We start from the raw sequence: 15,747 nt of genomic DNA on the forward strand, positions 1-15,747 counted from the left end.
CCTGATGCTAAATCCCCGATCATCGCCGCAAAAGTGAGCATTTTAATTTGCGTAAAGGCGATATTCCTCTTTATGACCGCAGGATTTGCTCGATGACCTATTCAACTGGTATCACGGCGGCGAAATCCCTATAATTGCCGCGTTTGGCGTTTCGGCGTCGTCCTTCCTTAACATCCAGGTTAACCAGGTCGCAAAAATTTATGACTGATAAGTCTCATCAGTGCGTCATTATCGGCATTGCCGGTGCATCCGCTTCAGGTAAAAGTCTCATCGCCAGCACCCTCTATCGCGAGCTGCGCGAACAGGTTGGTGATGAGCATATTGGCGTCATCCCGGAAGACAGCTATTACAAAGATCAAAGTCATCTGTCCATGGAAGAACGGGTAAAGACCAATTATGACCATCCGAGCGCGATGGATCACAGCTTGCTGTTCGAGCACCTGCAAACCTTAAAAAACGGCAGCCCCATTGAATTGCCGGTCTACAGTTATGTAGAACATACCCGCACGCAGGAAACCATTCATATTCAGCCGAAGAAAGTCATTATCCTTGAAGGCATCCTGTTGCTGACCGACGCCCGTCTGCGCGACGCGCTGAATTTCTCTATTTTCGTTGATACCCCGCTGGACATCTGCCTGATGCGCCGTATTAAGCGTGACGTGAACGAGCGCGGCCGCTCTATGGATTCCGTGATGGCGCAGTACCAGAAAACGGTGCGCCCGATGTTCTTACAGTTTATCGAGCCATCCAAACAGTACGCCGACATCATTGTGCCGCGCGGCGGCAAAAACCGAATTGCGATCGACATTCTGAAAGCCAAAATCAGCCAGTTCTTTGAATAGTCTGCTTTTGAATAATCTGCGCGAATTGTGTACCGTTCAAAGTAGTATGCTTAACCTCCGGCGAGAACACTTGCCGGGGGATGCTGTATCTAAGGAGAAAACGCATGCGTTTGTGTGACCGAGATATTGAAGCCTGGCTGGATGAAGGCCGTCTGTCTATTACCCCGCGTCCACCCGTTGAACGCATCAATGGCGCCACCGTCGATGTCCGTCTGGGGAATAAATTCCGCACCTTCCGCGGTCATACTGCGGCCTTTATCGATCTCAGCGGTCCGAAGGATGAAGTCGCCGCCTCTCTTGAGCGTGTGATGAGCGATGAAATCGTTCTGCCGGACGGCGATGCCTTTTTCCTGCATCCGGGCGAACTGGCGCTGGCGGTCACCTATGAATCCGTGACCCTGCCTGCCGATCTGGTGGGCTGGCTGGACGGTCGCTCATCGCTGGCGCGTCTGGGCCTGATGGTGCACGTTACCGCGCACCGTATCGATCCCGGCTGGTCAGGCTGTATCGTGCTGGAGTTCTATAATTCTGGCAAACTGCCGCTGGCGCTGCGTCCGGGGATGCTTATCGGCGCGCTGAGCTTTGAACCGCTCTCCGGCCCGGCAGCCCGTCCTTACAACCGTCGCCAGGACGCGAAATATCGTGACCAGCAGGGCGCGGTCGCCAGCCGTATTGATAAAGATTGAGTATTAACCGCTCGCTGAGGATGCCATGAGAAGAGTGTTAACCACGCTGATGATTCTGCTTGTCGTGCTTGTTGCCGGCATCTCTGCGTTGGTACTGCTGGTCAACCCCAACGATTTCCGTGCCTATATGGTGCAACAGGTGGAGGCGCGAAGCGGCTATCAGCTGGAGCTGGACGAGCCGCTGCGCTGGCATGTCTGGCCGCAGCTCAGCATTCTCTCCGGGCGCATGTCGTTGACCGCGCCGGGGGCGACCACGCCGCTGGTGTCGGCGGCGAATATGCGCCTTGACGTGGAACTCTGGCCGCTGCTTTCGCATCAACTGCACGTTAAACAGGTGATGCTGAAAGGGGCGGTGATCCAGTTAACGCCGCAAACCAAAGCCGCGCGCAAGCCAGACGAGCCTGTTGCGCCGGATGATAATCCAATGCCGCAGGCAGAAGCCGATAAAGGCTGGTCCTATGCCATTTCCCGCCTTGAGGTCGCCGACAGCGTGCTGGTGTTCCAGCATGAAGACGAAGAACAGGTAACGGTGCGCGATATCCGTCTGAAGATGGATCAGGATGCGTCTTACCACGCCACGCTCGATTTTTCCGGGCGTATCAACCGCGATCAGCGCGATCTGACGCTGGCGATGAAAGCAAAAATTGACGCCGCGGATTACCCGCACAGCCTGACCGCCGCCATTGAGCAGTTCGACTGGCAGCTGAAGGGCGGCGATGTGTCCCCGCAGGGGATCAGCGGTACGGCGACGCTAAACGCCCAGTGGCAGGAGGCGCAAAAACGCCTGTCTTTCAGCAACCTTAATGTCACTGCCAACGACAGCGCCATGAGCGGGCAGGGCAGCGTGGTGCTTAACGACGCCCCGGAATGGGCGCTCGATTTGCATTTTGACAAGCTCAATCTGGAAAACTTATTCAGCGGCGCGACTATGGCCGCCGCCAGCAGCGATACGGCGCAGAAAGCCCAGGCGCAGCCTAAGCTGTTGCCGCGCCCGGTGATCGCCCGCGACAGCAGCGAGCCGGAGTACAACAGCCTGCGCGGGTTTAGCGCTCAGGTTGCGCTCAGCGCCGGGCAGATCCGCTGGCGTGGGATGGATTTCACCGACGTCAAAAGCCAGATGACCAACCAGGCGGGACTGTTAACCCTCACCACCTTAGAGGGCAAAATGGGCAACGGTACGCTTTCGCTGCCCGGCCGTCTCGACGTGCGGGGCAGAACGCCGAAAAGCCTGTTCCAGCCAAAGCTTGAGAACGTGGAAATCGGCACCATCCTGAAAGCCTTTAATTATCCTATTGCCCTGACCGGCGCGCTCTCCATGAGCGGTGATTTTTCCGGCGGTCTGGTGGATGCGGAGGCGTTCCGCCGCGACTGGCAGGGCAACGCGCATCTGGAAATGGCGAATGTTCGCATGGAAGGGCTTAACTTCCAGCAGCTGATCCAGCAGGCCGTGGCGCGCAGCAGCGATGTGAAGGTGGAGCAGGATTATGACAACAGCACCCGTCTGGATGCGCTGAGTACCGATCTGGAACTGGATCACGGCAGCGTAACGCTGAGCGATATGCAGGGGCAGTCGCCGCTGCTGGCGCTGGACGGCAAGGGAACCCTGGATCTGATCAAAGAAGAGAGCGACACCCAGTTTAACGTGCGCGTACTCTCCGGCTGGAACGGTGGCAACAGCGAGCTGATCGCTTTCCTGCGCGATACGCCCATCCCGCTACGGGTATACGGCAAATGGGATGCGCTGCAATACAGCCTGAAAGTCGATCAGGTGCTGCGCGACCATTTACAGGGCGAGGCGAAGCGCCGCCTTAACAAGTGGGCGGATCGCAATAAGGACAGTAAATACAGCGAAGATGTGAAGAAGCTGCTGGAAAAGATGTAGCGGCCCAGTGATTAGCCCTCTCCCACAGGGAGAGGGCAGAAACGGGATCAGACTTCGTAATCCAGCTCGCTTTTTGTGCGTAACGGCACGATCTGCACTTTCTGCACGCGATGGCTTTCCACCTGCAGGGTGATCACCCGGTAATCGCCCACCTCAACTTCCTCCCCGACCTGTGGAATACGTTGCAGATACTCCATCAGCAGCCCGGCGATAGTATGATATTCGCGCTTCTCGTCCAGCGGCAGCGGCACAAACTGCACCAGATCTTCCAGCGGCATATGGCCGTTCGCCGTCCAGCTGCCGTCGGCGTTTTTCTGAATATCGTGGCGGGCGTCGATCTCTTCCACTTCGTTCGGCAGATTACCGGCGATGGTTTCCATCACGTCGCTGAGCGTGACCGCCCCTTCCACGGAACCAAATTCATCCACCACAAAGGCAAAGTGCGTGCGGGCATTGCGGAACTGCTCCAGCGCCTGTAACAGCGGCAACCCTTCCGGGAACACCAGCGGCTGACGCACCAGCACGTTCAGGTTCAGCGGCTCGCCGCGCAGCGCCTGTTGCAGCAGATCAAGAATATGCACCACGCCCAGCAGATCTTCCTGCGCATCGCCGCCGGTGACCACCACGCGGGTATGCTGGTTCTTGTCCAGCAGCTCGCGGATCACCTCTTCCGGCGCGGTGAGATCGATATGTTCGATGTCATGGCGGGAGGTCATGATACTGCTGACGGTGCGCTGGTTCAGGTTGAGTACGCGCTCGATCATCAGCCGCTCCTGCGGTTTAAAGATCTGCGCATTATCATGGTCGGCCAGCATGGAGGCGGTTTCAACATCCAGCTCGGCATCTTCTTTGCGGCCGCTGAGCAGGCGCATCACCGCCTCGGTGGTGCGCTGACGCAGGGTATTGTCGGCGAACAGGAAGCGGCGGCGGTTGAAAATCGCCAGCTGATTAAGCGCTTCGATCATTACCGAGAAGCCGATGGCGGCATACAGATACCCTTTCGGGATGTGGTAGCCAAAGCCTTCGGCGATCAGGCTAAAGCCTATCATCAGCAGGAAGCTGAGGCAGAGAATGACGATAGTCGGGTGATTATTCACAAAGCGGGTCAGGGCTTTGCTCGCCAGCAGCATCAGGGAAATGGCGATGATCACTGCCGCCATCATTACCGCCAGATGCTCCACCATACCGACGGCGGTGATCACGGAATCCAGCGAGAAGACGGCGTCAAGAATATCGTACGACAGCTTGAGCAACGCGGGGACGTTGAGCTCGTCCTGCGTACCCGTGATGAACTCAATCTGCTGGATGCCCGTGCGGTAAATGATTTCTTCGCCACTGAATCCATCGATCAGGTGTATCTGGCGGCGGCGAAAGTGGGCGGTATTGTGGCGAACAATACCTACCCGGCGGAGTTCATTTTCGAGAACCTGATGATCGAGAGCAACATCATTCACGCGGCGCATACGCACAACGTGAACAAGCTGCTGTTCCTCGGCTCATCCTGCATTTACCCGAAAATGGCGAAGCAGCCGATGGCGGAAAGCGAGCTGTTGCAGGGCACGCTTGAAGCGACTAACGAGCCGTACGCGATTGCCAAGATTGCCGGTATCAAGCTGTGTGAATCTTACAACCGCCAGTACGGACGTGATTATCGTTCGGTGATGCCGACTAACCTGTACGGCCCGAACGATAACTTCCACCCGAGCAACTCCCATGTGATCCCGGCGCTGCTGCGTCGCTTCCATGAAGCGGCCCAGGAAAACGCCACTGATGTGGTGGTGTGGGGCAGCGGTACGCCGATGCGCGAATTCCTGCATGTGGATGATATGGCGGCTGCCAGCATTCATGTGATGGAGCTGGATCCGGAAGTGTGGCAGGAAAACACCGAACCGATGCTGTCGCATATTAACGTCGGCACCGGCGTGGACTGCACCATTCGCGAACTGGCGCAAACCCTCGCGCAGGTCACCGGCTTTAAAGGCCGCGTGGTGTTCGACGCCAGCAAACCCGACGGTACTCCGCGCAAGCTGCTTGATGTGACGCGTCTGCATCAGCTTGGCTGGTATCACGAGGTGTCACTGGAGCAGGGGCTGGCAAGCACCTATCAGTGGTTCCTTGAAAACCAGCACCGGTTCCGGGGGTAAGCATGTTTTTGAGTCAAGAAGACTTCGCCACGGTAGTGCGCTCAACGCCGCTGATTTCCATCGATCTGATCGTGGAAAACTCGCGCGGTGAGTATCTGCTGGGAGAACGCACCAACCGACCGGCACAGGGATACTGGTTTGTTCCTGGTGGACGCGTACAAAAGGATGAGCCGCTGGCCAGCGCCTTCGAGCGCCTGACTCTGGCGGAACTGGGAACCCGTCTGCCGATGTCGGCAGGCGAGTTTTACGGCGTCTGGCAACACTTCTATGACGACAACTTCTCCGGACGCGATTTTTCCACGCACTACATCGTGCTGGGTTTCCGCGTCCGTGTGGATGAAAGCACCCTGACGCTGCCCGCCGAGCAGCACGGAGCGTGGCGCTGGATGACGCCTGACGCCATCGTGAACAGCGAGAACGTGCACGACAACAGCCGCGCCTACTTCCGTACTGATAAGTCCGGAGTGCCGGGCTTATGAGAATTCTGGTGTACGGAATTAACTACTCGCCGGAGCTGACCGGGATCGGTAAGTACACCGGCGAGATGGTGGAATGGATGGCCCGTCAGGGCCATGACGTTCGCGTCATTACCGCGCCGCCGTACTATCCGGAGTGGAAAGTGGGCGAGTCTTACTCGGCCTGGCGCTGGCGTCGTGAAGAGGGGGCGGCGACCGTCTGGCGCTGTCCTCTATATGTGCCCAAAACCCCGACCACCTTAAAGCGCCTGATCCATCTCGGCAGCTTTGCGCTGAGCAGCTTTTTCCCGCTGATGGCGCAGCGCCGCTGGAAGCCGGATCGCATTATCGGCGTGGTGCCGACGCTGTTTTGTACGCCGGGCATGCGCCTGCTGGCAAAACTGTCCGGCGCCCGTACCGTACTGCACATTCAGGATTACGAAGTCGATGCCATGCTTGGCCTCGGCATGGCCGGTAAAGGCAAAGGCGGGCGTGTGGCCCGGCTTGCCAGCGCCTTTGAGCGCAGCGGCCTGCACAACGTCGATAACGTATCGACGATTTCGCGCTCGATGATGAAAAAAGCGCAGGAAAAAGGCGTACCGGCTGAGCGGGTGATTTTCTTCCCCAACTGGTCGGAAGTGGCGCGTTTTCGCGACGTCACCGACGCCGATGCATTAACGCTTCGCCAGCAACTCGCCCTGCCGGCGGATAAAAAAATCATTCTCTACTCCGGCAACATTGGCGAGAAGCAGGGGCTGGAGAGCATGATTGAAGCCGCAGATCGTCTGCGCGACCAGCCGTGGCTGTTCGTGATTGTCGGCCAGGGCGGCGGCAAAGCGCGACTGGAAAAAATGGCCCGCGAGCGCGGTCTGAGCAACGTGATTTTCCATCCGTTGCAGTCCTATGACGCGCTGCCCGCGCTGCTGAAACTGGCGGACTGTCATCTGGTGATCCAGAAGCGCGGCGCGGCTGACGCGGTACTACCGTCGAAGCTGACCAATATTCTTGCGGTGGGCGGCAATGCGGTGATCACCGCCGAACGCCACACCGAACTGGGGCAACTGTGCGACACCTGTCCGGGCATCGCGGTCTGCGTGGAGCCGGAATCGGTGGACGCGCTGATCGACGGCATTGGCCAGGCGCTGCTGATGCCCAAATCCAACACGGTGGCACGTGAATATGCCGAACGCACGCTCGAAAAAGAGAACGTGTTAAGCCAATTTATTGCAGATATTCGGGATTAAACAATGAGTCAACCAACGCTCTATCCGGTAGTAATGGCCGGTGGCTCCGGCAGCCGCCTGTGGCCGCTGTCCCGCGTACTCTATCCAAAACAGTTTCTGTGCCTGAAGGGCGAGCTGACGATGTTGCAGACGACGGTGTGTCGTCTGAACGGCGTGCAGTGCGAAAGCCCGGTGGTGATCTGTAACGAGCAGCACCGCTTTATCGTGGCCGAACAGCTGCGCCAGCTCAACAAGCTGACGGAGAACATCATTCTTGAACCCGCCGGGCGTAACACCGCCCCGGCCATCGCCCTTGCTGCCCTGGCGGCGCAGCGCAACAGCCCGGACAGCGATCCGCTGATGCTGGTGCTGGCGGCGGATCATGTGATCCAGAACGAAGAAGCCTTCCGCGAGGCGGTACGTGCGGCCATGCCGTACGCCGAAAGCGGCAAACTGGTGACCTTCGGCATCGTGCCGGATCTGCCGGAAACCGGCTATGGCTATATCCGCCGCGGCGCGGTCAGCCAGGGGCAGGTGGACGCAGTGGCTTTCGAAGTGGCGCAGTTCGTTGAAAAACCGGATCTCGATACTGCTCAGGCTTACGTTGCCAGCGGCGAGTATTACTGGAACAGCGGCATGTTCCTGTTCCGCGCCGGTCGTTACCTGGAAGAGCTGAAAAAATTCCGTCCGGATATTTTGCAGGCCTGCAACAAAGCGATGGACGGCGTCGATCCGGATCTCGATTTTATCCGCGTGGATGAAGAAGCCTTCCTTGCCTGCCCGGAAGAGTCGGTGGATTACGCGGTGATGGAAAAAACCGCTGATGCGGTGGTAGTGCCGATGGACGCGGGCTGGAGCGATGTCGGCTCCTGGTCATCGCTTTGGGAAATCAGCGCTCATACGCCGGAAGGCAATGTGCATCACGGCGATGTGATCAGCCATAAAACCGAAAACAGCTATGTCTATGCCGAATCCGGTCTTGTCACCACCGTGGGGGTGAAGGATCTGGTGGTGGTGCAGACCAAAGACGCGGTGCTGATCGCCGATCGTAATGCGGTGCAGGACGTGAAAAAAGTGGTCGAGCAAATTAAAGCCGAGGGTCGTCACGAGCATCACATTCACCGGGAAGTGTACCGTCCGTGGGGTAAGTATGACTCCATTGATTCCGGCGAACGCTATCAGGTGAAACGCATCACCGTGAAGCCGGGGGAAGGGCTGTCCTTGCAGATGCATCATCACCGCGCCGAGCACTGGATCGTGGTGGCGGGCACCGCCAAAGTGACCATTAACGACGAGATCAAGTTACTGGGCGAAAACGAGTCGATCTATATCCCACTCGGTGCCACGCACTGCCTGGAAAACCCGGGCAAGATCCCGCTGGATCTGATTGAAGTCCGCTCCGGTTCGTATCTTGAAGAAGATGACATCGTGCGGTTTGAGGATCGTTACGGTCGGGTGTAGTGAATGAACGTTGCCCGGCGGCGCAGGCTTGCCGGGCCTACAGGTGAATGATTGTAGGCCCGGTAAGCGAAGCGCCACCGGGCAAGGAAAGTTCGCATCACCGGGCCCGGTAAGCTAAACGCCACCGGGCAAGAACAAATAACAAATTTGCCCCAACGGGCCCAGGCTGTGTGTCGCCTGAAAACGAGGTAATCATGGAAAAATTAACCTGTTTCAAAGCCTACGATATTCGCGGCAAGCTCGGAGAAGAGCTGAACGAAGACATCGCCTGGCGCATTGGCCGCGCTTACGGTGAATACCTGAAGCCGCAGACCATTGTGCTCGGCGGTGATGTGCGTCTGACCAGTGAAGCGCTCAAACTGGCGCTGGCAAAGGGGTTACAGGACGCGGGCGTTGACGTGCTGGACATCGGTCTGTCCGGTACCGAAGAGATCTATTTTGCCACCTTCCACCTTGGCGTGGACGGCGGTATCGAAGTGACCGCCAGCCATAACCCGATGGACTATAACGGTATGAAGCTGGTGCGCAAGGGCGCGCGCCCCATCAGCGGCGATACCGGCCTGCGCGACGTGCAGCGTCTGGCGGAAGCCAATGACTTCCCGCCGGTGAACCCGGAAAAACGCGGCAGCTATAAGCAGATCGATCTGCGTGGTTCCTATATCGACCACCTGCTCGGTTACATCGACACCACCAACCTCACCCCGCTGAAGTTAGTCATCAACTCCGGTAACGGCGCGGCAGGGCCGGTGGTGGACGCCATCGAAGCGCGCTTTAAGGCGCTGAACGTGCCGGTGACCTTTATCAAGGTGCACAACAACCCGGACGGCAACTTCCCGAACGGTATTCCTAACCCGCTGCTGCCGGAATGCCGCGATGACACCCGCAATGCGGTGATCGAGCATAAGGCCGATATGGGTATCGCTTTCGACGGCGACTTTGACCGCTGCTTCCTGTTCGACGGCAACGGCCAGTTTATCGAAGGCTATTACATTGTCGGCCTGCTGGCAGAAGCCTTCCTCGAAAAACACCCTGGCGCGAAGATCATTCACGACCCGCGTCTGTCCTGGAACACCGTGGATGTGGTGAAGGCGGCAGGCGGTAAGCCGGTGATGTCGAAAACCGGCCATGCGTTCATCAAAGAGCGTATGCGCGAAGAGGACGCCATCTACGGCGGCGAAATGAGCGCCCACCACTACTTCCGCGACTTTGCATACTGCGACAGCGGCATGATCCCCTGGCTGCTGGTGGCGGAACTGCTGTGTGTGAAAGGGCAGTCGCTGGCGGAACTGGTACGCGATCGCATGACGGCGTTCCCGGCCAGCGGCGAAATCAACAGCAAGCTGGCGGATCCGGCCACCGCTATTGCCCGCGTGGAGCAGCACTATGCCGCCAGCGCGCTGGAAGTCGACCATACCGACGGCATCAGCATGGCGTTCCCGGAATGGCGCTTCAACCTGCGCTCGTCCAATACCGAGCCGGTGGTGCGTCTGAACGTCGAATCGCGGGGTGACGTGGCGCTGATGGAGGCACGAACACAGGACATCCTGGCGCTGTTGAACCAGTAGTCGAGCTTGGTTTCCCCTCGCCCGCGGGAAGGGGCGAGGGGACTTAAGAACAGGAACAACGATGATAAATCTAAAAAAGCGCGAGCGAGCTAAAACGAATGCATCGTTAATCTCTATGGTGCAGCGTTTTTCAGACATCACCATCATGTTCGGTGGGCTATGGATCGTCTGCAAGCTACACGCGTTACCCTTTTTTTACCTGCATCTGCTGATGGCCCTGATCACGCTGGTGGTGTTCCAGATGATCGGTGGTATGACCGATTTCTACCGTTCCTGGCGTGGCGTGAAGATCTCGACCGAGCTGGCGCTGCTGCTGCAAAACTGGACGCTGAGCCTGATTTTCAGCGCCGGACTGATGGCCTTCAACGCCGATTTTGATAATACCTTCAGCGTTTTCTTTGCCTGGTACGTATTAAGCAGCGTGGGGCTGGTGACCTGCCGCACGCTGATCCGCTTTTTCGCCGGCTGGCTGCGTCATCATGGCTATAACACCCGCCGCGTGGCGGTGGCAGGCGATCTGCCGGTAGGCCAGGTGCTGCTGGACAGTTTCCGCCATGAGCCCTGGCTGGGCTTTGAAGTGGTGGGCGTCTATCACGATGCCAGACCGGGCGGCGTAACCGCTGACTGGGCGGGCAATTACGACCAACTGCTGGAAGACGCGAAAGCGGGCAAAATTCATAACGTTTACATCGCCATGCCGATGAGCGAAGAGTCCGGCATTAAACGCCTGGTGCGTGAGCTGGCGGACACCACCTGCTCGGTGATCCTCATCCCTGATGTGTTTACCTTCAATATCCTGCATTCGCGCATCGAAGAGATGAACGGCGTGCCGGTGGTGCCACTGTATGACACGCCGCTCTCCGGCATGAACCGCGTGCTGAAGCGTCTGGAAGACATTGTGCTCTCCTCGCTGATCCTGCTGCTTATCTCCCCGGTGCTGCTGTGCATCGCGGCGGCGGTGAAAATCAGTTCCCCTGGCCCGATTATTTTCCGTCAGACCCGCTACGGCATGGACGGTAAGCCGATCAAAGTGTGGAAATTCCGATCCATGAAGGTGATGGAAAACGCCGAAGTGGTGACCCAGGCGACGCAGAACGATCCCCGCGTCACCAAAGTGGGCAACTTCCTGCGCCGTACCTCTCTTGACGAACTGCCGCAGTTTATCAACGTGCTGACCGGCGGCATGTCGATTGTCGGCCCGCGTCCCCACGCGGTGGCGCACAATGAACAGTATCGCACCCTGATCCAGGGCTACATGCTGCGTCATAAAGTGAAACCGGGCATCACCGGCTGGGCGCAAATCAACGGCTGGCGCGGCGAGACGGACACGCTGGAAAAAATGGAAAAACGTATTGAATTCGATCTGGAGTACATCCGTGAATGGAGCCTCTGGTTCGATATCAAGATTGTTTTTCTCACCATCTTTAAAGGCTTTGTGAACAAAGCGGCGTATTAAGCGAGCACATCATGAGCCTGAGAGAAAAAACCATCAGCGGCGCAAAGTGGTCAGCCATGGCCACCCTGATCATCATCGGCCTTGGGCTGGTGCAGATGACCTGGCTGGCGCGCATCATCGACAATCACCAGTTCGGTCTGCTCACCGTGTCGCTGGTGATCATCGCCCTGGCGGATACGCTGTCGGATTTTGGCATCGCCAACTCAATTATTCAGCGCAAAGAGATCGGCCATCTCGAACTGACCACCCTCTACTGGCTGAACGTCGGGCTGGGGCTGGTGGTCTGCGCGGCGATGTTTTTGTTAAGCGACGTGATTGCCGGGGTACTGAATAACCCGGATCTGGCGCCGCTGATCAAAACGCTGTCGGTGGCCTTTGTGCTGATCCCCCACGGCCAGCAGTTCCGCGCCCTGATGCAGAAAGAGCTGGAGTTCAGCAAGATCGGCATGATTGAAACCGTATCGGTGATGGCGGGCTTCACCTTTACGGTGATCAGCGCCTGGTACTGGCCGCTGGCGATGACCGCCATCCTCGGTTATCTGGTCAACACCGCGGTGCGTACGCTGCTTTTCGGCTTCTTCGGCCGCAAAATTTACCGTCCGGGTCTGCGCTTTTCGCTGGCTTCCGTCAACTCCAACCTGCGCTTTGGCGCGTGGCTGACGGCGGACAGCGTGATCAACTACGTCAACACTAACCTCTCCACGCTGGTGCTGGCGCGTATTCTTGGCGCCAGCGTCGCGGGCGGCTATAACCTGGCGTACAACGTCGCGGTGGTGCCGCCGATGAAGCTCAACCCGATTATCACCCGCGTGCTGTTCCCGGCCTTCGCCAAAATTCAGGACGACACGCAAAAGCTGCGGCTCAACTTCTACAAACTGCTGTCGGTGGTGGGGATCATCAACTTCCCGATCCTGCTCGGCCTGATGGTGGTGTCCGATAACGTGGTGCCGCTGGTGTTTGGCGAGAAGTGGAACAGCATCATCCCCATTCTGCAATTGCTGTGCATCGTCGGCCTGCTGCGCGCGGTGGGCAATCCCATTGGATCGCTGCTGATGGCGAAAGCCCGTGTCGATATCAGCTTCAAATTTAACGTCTTTAAAACCTGCCTGTTCGTCCCGGCGATTATCGCGGGTGGGCATCTGGGCGGCGCGCTGGGTGTGACGCTGGGCTTCCTGCTGGTGCAGATCATCAACACCATTCTGAGCTATTTCGTGATGATTAAGCCGGTGCTTGGTTCCAGCTATCGCCAGTACATTCTGAGCCTGTGGCTGCCGTTTTACCTGTCGCTGCCGACGCTGGTGGTGAGCTACGGCCTGGGGCTGGCGCTGGACGGACATTTGTCACTTGCCACGCTGCTGGCTGTGCAGATCCTGGCCGGTGGGCTGGCGTTCGCGGTGATGATTGTGCTGTCGCGTAATGCGCTGGTGGTGGAGCTGAAACGTCAGTTTTGCCGCAATGAAAAATTAAGAATGCTGCTGCGCGCAGGTTGATTTTATTCACAAATTTACGACATCAATAATTCAGGTGAAACTGTAATGAAACTACTTATTTTAGGTAACCATACCTGTGGAAACCGTGGGGACAGCGCGATTTTACGCGGCTTACTGGATGCCATTACGGTGCTTGAGCCTGACGCTGAAGTGGATGTCATGAGCCGCTATCCGGTGAGCTCCTCCTGGCTGTTAAATCGTCCGGTGATGGGCGATCCGCTGTACAGTCAGATGAAACAGCACAACACCGCCGCCGGTCTGGTCGGGCGGGTGAAAAAAGTCCTGCGTCGCCGTTATCAGCACCAGGTGCTGTTATCCCGCGTGACCGACAGCGGCAAGCTGCGCAATATCGCTATTGCCCAGGGCTTTACCGACTTTGTCCGCCTGCTGTCAGGCTATGACGCCATTATCCAGGTGGGCGGATCTTTCTTTGTCGATCTTTACGGCGTGCCGCAGTTTGAGCATGCGCTCTGCACCTTTATGGCGAAAAAACCGCTGTATATGATTGGCCACAGCGTCGGGCCGTTCCAGGACGCGCAGTTTAACCAGCTGGCGAACTATGCGTTCGGGCACTGCGATGCGCTGATCCTGCGTGAGCGGGTGAGCCTCGATCTGATGAAAAAGAGCCAGATCAACACTGATAAGGTGGAGCAGGGCGTCGACACCGCCTGGCTGGTGGATCATCACGATAGCGATTTTACCCCCAGCTATGCGGTGCAGCACTGGCTGGACGTGGCGGCCTCGCAGAAAACCGTCGCCATTACGTTGCGCGAACTGGCGCCCTTCGATAAACGCCTCGGCACCACGCAGCAGGCCTACGAAAAAGCCTTCGCCGACGTGGTTAACCGTATTCTGGATGCGGGCTGGCAGGTAATGGCGCTCTCCACCTGCACCGGCATCGACAGCTATAACAAAGATGACCGCATGGTGGCGCTCAATCTGCGTCAGCATGTCAGCGATCCGTCCCGCTATCACGTGGTGATGGATGAGCTTAACGATCTGGAGATGGGCAAAATCTTTGCCGCCTGTGATCTGACCGTCGGCACCCGTCTGCATTCAGCGATCATCTCCATGAACTTCGGCACACCGGCCATCGCCATTAACTACGAGCACAAATCAGCAGGCATTATGCAGCAGCTCGGCATGCCGGAGATGGCGATTGATATTCGTCATTTGCTCGACGGCTCGCTCGCCGCGATGGTGGCGGATACCCTCGGCCAGCTGCCCGCTATTAATCAGCAACTGGCAACGGCGGTGGCCGCAGAACGGAATAACGGATTGCAGATGGTGAAATCGGTGATGGACAGAGTGCGGGGTAAGCAATGAAGGTCAGTTTTTTCCTGCTGAAGTTTCCGCTGTCGTCCGAAACCTTCGTGTTAAACCAGATCACGGCGTTTATCGATATGGGGTTTGACGTGGAGATTATCGCCCTGCATAAGGGCGATCTCAGCAATACCCATGCGGCCTATACCGAATACAAGCTGGCGGAGAAAACTCACTGGCTGCTGGATGAGCCGCAGGGCAAAGCCGCAAAACTGCGCTACCGGGCGCAGGCGATCCTGCGGGGCGCGGGGCGCGCATCCACCTGGAAGGCGCTGAATATACGCCGCTACGGCGATGAAGCCCGTAACCTGATCCTCGCCGCCATTTGTGGCCTGGCACCACGCACTTTCAGCGCCGATGTGTTTATCGCCCACTTTGGTCCGGCAGGCGTGACGGCAGCAAAACTGCGTGAACTGGGGGTGATCCGCGGCAAAATCGCCACCGTCTTCCACGGTATCGACGTCTCGCACCGGGACGTACTGGCGCACTATACGCCGGAGTATCAGCAGCTGTTCCGCCGCGGCGATCTGATGTTGCCCATCAGCGATCTGTGGGCCGGTCGCCTGCAAAATATGGGCTGCCCGCCGGAGAAGATCGCCGTTTCGCGTATGGGCGTGGATATGTCGCGCTTTACCCTGCGTGAGGTGAAAGCGCCCGGACAACCGTTGCAGATAATCTCGGTGGCGCGCCTGACGGAGAAAAAAGGGCTGCATGTCGCCATCGAAGCCTGTCGCCTGCTGAAGGCGCGCGGTGTTAATTTCCACTATCGCATTCTCGGCATCGGCCCCTGGGAGCGCCGTCTGCGCACCCTGATCGAACAGTTCCAGCTTGAGGACGTGATCGAGATGCCGGGCTTTAAGCCCAGCCATGAAGTGAAGGCGATGCTCGATGAGGCCGACGTCTTCCTGCTGCCATCCGTGACCGGCGCTGACGGCGATATGGAGGGCATTCCGGTAGCGCTGATGGAAGCGATGGCGGTGGGGATCCCGGTGGTCTCCACGGTGCACAGCGGTATTCCGGAACTGATCGACGCTGACCAGTCCGGCTGGCTGGTCCCTGAGAACGATCCCCAGGCGCTGGCTGACAAACTGGCCGCCTTTAGCAGCATGCAGAGCCAGCAGCTGGTGCCGGTGGTTACCCGAGCGCGTGAAAAAGTCGAAACGGACTTTAATCAGCAGAAAATCAATCAGCGTCTGGCGACGCTGCTCCAGACGCTCTGA

12 protein-coding genes and 1 pseudogene are annotated in these 15,747 nt (G+C 57.9%); 12 read left to right on the top strand and 1 reads right to left on the bottom strand.

Translation table 11 applies throughout. The features are described from left to right. Positions 1-200 precede the first annotated feature (200 nt). From udk to asmA, 3 genes are all read left to right on the top strand, one after another. Positions 201-842 carry a uridine kinase gene (udk, locus tag ACQUTD_RS03240; protein WP_072569062.1) on the top strand — a complete coding sequence of 214 codons (642 nt, stop codon included), beginning with the start codon at positions 201-203 and terminating at the stop codon, positions 840-842. Between the two features lie 104 nt (positions 843-946). Then, the gene (gene dcd, locus ACQUTD_RS03245; protein ID WP_072569061.1) at positions 947-1,528 is read left to right on the top strand and encodes a dCTP deaminase; all 582 of its coding nucleotides are present in this window, start codon (positions 947-949) and stop codon (positions 1,526-1,528) included. Between the two features lie 25 nt (positions 1,529-1,553). Continuing rightward, the gene (gene asmA / locus ACQUTD_RS03250; RefSeq protein ID WP_473273690.1) at positions 1,554-3,410 is read left to right on the top strand and encodes an outer membrane assembly protein AsmA; all 1,857 of its coding nucleotides are present in this window, start codon (positions 1,554-1,556) and stop codon (positions 3,408-3,410) included. A 47-nt stretch (positions 3,411-3,457) separates the two neighbouring features. Here asmA and ACQUTD_RS03255 read toward each other — a convergent pair. Further along, positions 3,458-4,642, bottom strand: a pseudogene (locus ACQUTD_RS03255) (hemolysin family protein); the annotation flags it as partial. Here ACQUTD_RS03255 and fcl point away from each other — a divergent pair. The 9 genes from fcl to wcaL all read left to right on the top strand — a co-directional run bounded on the left by fcl (position 4,583) and on the right by wcaL (position 15,747). Beyond that, a complete protein-coding gene (gene fcl, locus ACQUTD_RS03260) occupies positions 4,583-5,554 on the top strand; it encodes a GDP-L-fucose synthase (RefSeq protein WP_473273691.1) in 972 nt (323 codons plus the stop codon). The pseudogene ACQUTD_RS03255 and the gene fcl sit on opposite strands and share 60 nt — an antisense overlap. A 2-nt stretch (positions 5,555-5,556) precedes the next feature. Next, positions 5,557-6,033 carry a GDP-mannose mannosyl hydrolase gene (locus ACQUTD_RS03265; protein WP_473273692.1) on the top strand — a complete coding sequence of 159 codons (477 nt, stop codon included), beginning with the start codon at positions 5,557-5,559 and terminating at the stop codon, positions 6,031-6,033. Continuing rightward, the gene (gene wcaI, locus ACQUTD_RS03270; RefSeq protein ID WP_473273694.1) at positions 6,030-7,253 is read left to right on the top strand and encodes a colanic acid biosynthesis fucosyltransferase WcaI; all 1,224 of its coding nucleotides are present in this window, start codon (positions 6,030-6,032) and stop codon (positions 7,251-7,253) included. The genes ACQUTD_RS03265 and wcaI overlap by 4 nt, the downstream gene beginning before the upstream one ends. A gap of 3 nt (positions 7,254-7,256) precedes the next feature. Further along, positions 7,257-8,693 carry a mannose-1-phosphate guanyltransferase gene (gene cpsB / locus ACQUTD_RS03275; protein ID WP_473273695.1) on the top strand — a complete coding sequence of 479 codons (1,437 nt, stop codon included), beginning with the start codon at positions 7,257-7,259 and terminating at the stop codon, positions 8,691-8,693. Positions 8,694-8,887: 194 nt separating this feature from the next. Then, positions 8,888-10,258 (top strand): colanic acid biosynthesis phosphomannomutase CpsG, encoded by a 1,371-nt coding sequence (gene cpsG / locus ACQUTD_RS03280; RefSeq protein WP_473273696.1) that lies wholly within the window; start codon positions 8,888-8,890, stop codon positions 10,256-10,258. A 61-nt stretch (positions 10,259-10,319) separates the two neighbouring features. Then, positions 10,320-11,714: an undecaprenyl-phosphate glucose phosphotransferase gene (gene wcaJ, locus ACQUTD_RS03285; protein ID WP_072569043.1), complete on the top strand. Its 1,395-nt coding sequence runs from the start codon at positions 10,320-10,322 to the stop codon at positions 11,712-11,714. A gap of 11 nt (positions 11,715-11,725) precedes the next feature. Beyond that, complete coding sequence (locus ACQUTD_RS03290) at positions 11,726-13,204, top strand: MOP flippase family protein (RefSeq protein WP_318363983.1); 1,479 nt, start codon at positions 11,726-11,728, stop codon at positions 13,202-13,204. A 45-nt stretch (positions 13,205-13,249) separates the two neighbouring features. Further along, positions 13,250-14,530: a colanic acid biosynthesis pyruvyl transferase WcaK gene (gene wcaK, locus ACQUTD_RS03295; protein ID WP_473273697.1), complete on the top strand. Its 1,281-nt coding sequence runs from the start codon at positions 13,250-13,252 to the stop codon at positions 14,528-14,530. Further along, on the top strand, positions 14,527-15,747 hold the full coding sequence (gene wcaL / locus ACQUTD_RS03300; protein ID WP_473273699.1) for a colanic acid biosynthesis glycosyltransferase WcaL: 1,221 nt from the start codon (positions 14,527-14,529) through the stop codon (positions 15,745-15,747). Before wcaK ends, wcaL begins: the two co-directional genes overlap by 4 nt.

Source organism: Enterobacter sp. K510 (genome assembly GCF_055804875.1).

What these genes read in the sequence shown, in the direction of transcription:
- wcaI (WP_473273694.1), top strand. Translation starts at nt 6,030, where the DNA reads ATGAGAATTCTGGTGTACGGAATTAACTACTCGCCGGAGCTGACCGGG.
- ACQUTD_RS03290 (WP_318363983.1), top strand. Translation starts at nt 11,726, where the DNA reads ATGAGCCTGAGAGAAAAAACCATCAGCGGCGCAAAGTGGTCAGCCATG.
- fcl (WP_473273691.1), top strand. Translation starts at nt 4,583, where the DNA reads ATGCTCCACCATACCGACGGCGGTGATCACGGAATCCAGCGAGAAGAC.
- cpsG (WP_473273696.1), top strand. Translation starts at nt 8,888, where the DNA reads ATGGAAAAATTAACCTGTTTCAAAGCCTACGATATTCGCGGCAAGCTC.
- cpsB (WP_473273695.1), top strand. Translation starts at nt 7,257, where the DNA reads ATGAGTCAACCAACGCTCTATCCGGTAGTAATGGCCGGTGGCTCCGGC.
- wcaJ (WP_072569043.1), top strand. Translation starts at nt 10,320, where the DNA reads ATGATAAATCTAAAAAAGCGCGAGCGAGCTAAAACGAATGCATCGTTA.
- dcd (WP_072569061.1), top strand. Translation starts at nt 947, where the DNA reads ATGCGTTTGTGTGACCGAGATATTGAAGCCTGGCTGGATGAAGGCCGT.
- asmA (WP_473273690.1), top strand. Translation starts at nt 1,554, where the DNA reads ATGAGAAGAGTGTTAACCACGCTGATGATTCTGCTTGTCGTGCTTGTT.
- wcaL (WP_473273699.1), top strand. Translation starts at nt 14,527, where the DNA reads ATGAAGGTCAGTTTTTTCCTGCTGAAGTTTCCGCTGTCGTCCGAAACC.
- ACQUTD_RS03265 (WP_473273692.1), top strand. Translation starts at nt 5,557, where the DNA reads ATGTTTTTGAGTCAAGAAGACTTCGCCACGGTAGTGCGCTCAACGCCG.
- wcaK (WP_473273697.1), top strand. Translation starts at nt 13,250, where the DNA reads ATGAAACTACTTATTTTAGGTAACCATACCTGTGGAAACCGTGGGGAC.
- udk (WP_072569062.1), top strand. Translation starts at nt 201, where the DNA reads ATGACTGATAAGTCTCATCAGTGCGTCATTATCGGCATTGCCGGTGCA.